The sequence below is a fragment of the Mesorhizobium sp. M0276 genome, from assembly GCF_040321755.1.
Lineage (GTDB): Bacteria > Pseudomonadota > Alphaproteobacteria > Rhizobiales > Rhizobiaceae > Mesorhizobium.
Genome location: NZ_JAMYSC010000130.1, coordinates 1 through 3280 on the forward strand (window position 1 = coordinate 1; position 3280 = coordinate 3280).

At 65.0% G+C, this 3280-nt stretch carries 3 protein-coding genes; all 3 read right to left on the reverse strand.

Annotated features, from left to right (window positions below):
* Window positions 1-37: 37 nt before the first annotated feature.
* From NKJ01_RS35980 to NKJ01_RS35990, 3 genes are read right to left on the reverse strand one after another with little or no spacing between them, the layout of a single operon-like run.
* Window positions 38-1045 (reverse strand): tyrosine-type recombinase/integrase, encoded by a 1008-nt coding sequence (locus NKJ01_RS35980; RefSeq protein ID WP_352735318.1) that lies wholly within the window; start codon window positions 1043-1045, stop codon window positions 38-40.
* Window positions 1042-1962: a tyrosine-type recombinase/integrase gene (locus tag NKJ01_RS35985; RefSeq protein ID WP_352735320.1), complete on the reverse strand. Its 921-nt coding sequence runs from the start codon at window positions 1960-1962 to the stop codon at window positions 1042-1044. The genes NKJ01_RS35980 and NKJ01_RS35985 overlap by 4 nt, the downstream gene beginning before the upstream one ends.
* Window positions 1956-3182 carry a tyrosine-type recombinase/integrase gene (locus NKJ01_RS35990; RefSeq protein ID WP_352735322.1) on the reverse strand — a complete coding sequence of 409 codons (1227 nt, stop codon included), beginning with the start codon at window positions 3180-3182 and terminating at the stop codon, window positions 1956-1958. Before NKJ01_RS35990 ends, NKJ01_RS35985 begins: the two co-directional genes overlap by 7 nt.
* Between the last annotated feature and the right edge of the window lie 98 nt (window positions 3183-3280).

Here is a 3280-nt window from a genome sequence, read left to right on the forward strand (position 1 = left end):
GGCTACGCTGCCGGATGATCATCTGGCCCATCCCGCCTCATATCGGCGCGGTATGCGCGTCGGCCATCAGCGACGCGATCAATGCGTCGGGCGCCTTGAACCGGCCACGACGAAGCGCCGGCGGCAACACTGCCTCGACGGCCTCGAGCTTTTCGGACGGATCCATCCGCAGATACACCTCGGTCGTCCGGATATCGGCATGGCCAAGCCAGAGTGCGACCTTGCGGATGTCGCGTGTGGCCTGCAGCATGAGAACCGCACAACTGTGCCGCAGAAGATGGGGCGACAGCGGCCGGCCGATCAAAGTCGGGCATACGGTGGCGGCAACCTTTGCGTGCTTTTCGAGGATATACTCGAAGCCGGCACGGGTCATCGCCATCCCTTGAGCGTTGACGAACAACTCCGTCGCCGGTGGCTTTCCGCGTACCGCAAGCCAGGCGCGCACGTCGCGGGCCGTTTCTTTCCAGAGCGGAAGGCTGCGCTCGCGCCGACCCTTGCCGAACACCAGGATGCTCGGACTGGGTTGCAGCGTAACGTTCTCCAGAGTGAGGCCGACGAGTTCGGAGACGCGCAGACCACCGGCGAAGCAGAGGTGCAGCATCGCCCGGTCCCGTAGCCCCAGGCGCGTCGTTGTATCGGGCGCATCGAGCACGGCGCGGACCTCGTCCATGGTCAGGTGGCGGATGAGCTTGTGGTCATGGCGCTTACCGGGGATAGCGTTGATCTGGGCGATCTGTTCCAGGGCGCTTGGGTACCGCAGCTCGACGTAGCGCATGAACGCCTTGATCGCGGCGAGCCGCAGGTTGCGGGTCGCCGCGCCGTTGCCGCGATCATGTTCGATATGATGCAGGAACGCGAGCACCAACTCCGCGTCGATCTGCTCGAGTTGGAGCAAAGACGGGCGCGTGTTCAGGCGCCCGGCGGCGAAGACGAACAGCAGCCGGAAGCTGTATGCGTAGGCCTCGCAGGAGTGCGGACTGTAGCCGCGCTGCTGCGGCATGTGCTCGCGCATAAAGCGCGTGATGAGCGGAGCGATCGGCGTCATGGGCGCCTCCCGTCGATCAACACCTCGGCGGCGGCGGCGATATCGCCCATGAGATCGGGCGTGGCTTCCAGATACCAGTAGGTATGCCGGATGCACGCGTGGCCGAGATAGGTGGAGATTGCAACGAAGTCCCGCGCGACATCATCCCGTCTCATCGCACAGCGCTCCAACGCGCGGGTCGCGAAGGTATGACGCAGATCGTGGATACGCGGACTGCGCGACCGATGCTGACCGACGCCGGCCTTGCGCAGGATCACATGGAAGGTGCTCTCGACGGTCCGAAGAGGCATCGGCTTGGCATCCACCGAGAGGAACACATGGTCGTCCGTCCCGGCGAACCGCCTGCGGACCTTAAGATAGGCCCGCAGCGCCTCGATTACGCTGCTGTGCATCGGCACGAGCCGGCTCTTGTTGAACTTGGTCTGGCGGATGTGCAGCACGCCGTCGGGCAGCAGATCGCCCAAGCTCAGGTTCAGAGCCTCGGAGATCCGCAGGCCCGTCGACGCCAGAAGTCCGATCAGCATCACATAGATGTGGCGCCTGAGGGGGCTGGGCTTCTGTTGCCGCAGATTGCCCGCGGCATCGAGCATGCGCGCCAGTTCCTCGCGTGTATAAATATAGGGTGCGGGGCGGGATGCTGGGCTGTGGTTGGGATGATGGTGCGGCACCTCATGGGCGCTATCTTCAGCGTGCAGGAAGCGCGCGAAGAGCGCGAGCTCGCCGAGCCGCCGCTGGTGACTGCGCGGAGTCGACGACACGGCCGCTGCCCAGGCGATCGCGGTCTCGCGGCGAACATGGGTATCACCCCGGTCGACCGCATAGCGCGAGAACGCTGCGAGATGTCGGGCCGTCTTTGCGAGCTTGAAGCCGAGCGATCGGCGCAACTCGATGTAGCGATCGGCATCGTCGGTCAGCATGGCGACCTCCCCGGCCAGGGCTGCGCGATAGCTGACAGAAGCGCGATATCGACCTTGGCGTAATGCGCCGTCATCGCCGGCGACCGGTGGCGCAGCACCGTGCCCACATTGGTCAGGCTGACGCCGTGGCGGAGCATCGCCGTAGCCGCCGAGTGGCGCAGGATGTGTGCGCCTTTATAGTGGCTCTCGACACCCCCGCGTTTGAGCGCGCGCTTGACCAGGCATTTGACCGAGATGCGGTCGATCGGCCGCAGCGGGGCATATTCGGTAATGAACACGGATGGCGCGGCCAGCGGCGGCCGGCCGCGTTCGATATAGGCAAGCAGCGCGTCGCCGATTTCCTGGGTAAGCGGCAGCAGTTCCTCGCGCCGGCCTTTGCCGAACAGGCGGATGCTGCCCCGCCGCCAGTCGATATCGCCGAAGCTGAGCCGCGCCACCTCGCTCGCCCGAAGTCCAAGCCGGACCAGCAGTAGGATGATGGCCCGGTCTCGCAGGCGGCGTTCTCCCTCGCATGCCCCGATGATCCGAGCGATATCGGCATCGGGCAGGAAGCGCGGGATCGACGCCAACTGCCATCCCGCAACATTGGGCATGGCGTGATCGAGCCCGGGCCGACATCGCCCTGTCGCGATCAGGAAGCGCAGGAACGCGCGGATGCCGACCGATATCCCCTTCATCCGTGCGACCGATACGGCTCGGGCACGGTCAGTCATGTACGCCCGGATCGTCACGGCGTCATAAGCGGCCGGCCTCTCCCCCAGCGCACCGACGAAGGGCAAGATTGTCCCGAGATACGTGGCTAGCGTCGTTTCGGCCAGACCGCGCTGCTCGCGGGCCCAAGCCGCAAACTCGGCCACCAGGGGCGCAACCGGTTTGGCCGGCAGGCACGCCAATACGCCGCGATCCTCGAGATAGGCGACGAACAACTTGGCGGTCTCGACCGCGTCCTGGTTGAGATCGCCTCGGAAGCGCGGGCAATGTCCCGCTGCGATCAAGGCGAACGATGCCCCATACGCCTCACGGACCGCGGCAAACGTATAATTCTCCACGCGCGCCCAGTGCGTCCAGCTCGCAAGCAGCCGCAGCCTCTCGACGATGGTGCGAGGTGTGTAGCGTCGCTCACGAAGCCATTGAGCAAAGCCCGCCGCGTGGTCCGCAGCCATTCCCGCTTTCAAGCGGTCCCCGATCGCGTTCTTGCGAACATAAACACCTGTCGGCATGTCGCCTCCTTTTGCATGTGGAGGCGGGACTATGATCCGAGGTGGCTGTTATTAGGAGCGTCGGCGATGGTACCTGGTGCTGTCGTGCGATGTGAGAA

Excerpts from the sequence above, each read along its gene's own strand:
- NKJ01_RS35980 (WP_352735318.1), bottom strand. The coding sequence starts at position 1,045 with ATGACGCCGATCGCTCCGCTCATCACGCGCTTTATGCGCGAGCACATG.
- NKJ01_RS35985 (WP_352735320.1), bottom strand. The coding sequence starts at position 1,962 with ATGCTGACCGACGATGCCGATCGCTACATCGAGTTGCGCCGATCGCTC.
- NKJ01_RS35990 (WP_352735322.1), bottom strand. The coding sequence starts at position 3,182 with ATGCCGACAGGTGTTTATGTTCGCAAGAACGCGATCGGGGACCGCTTG.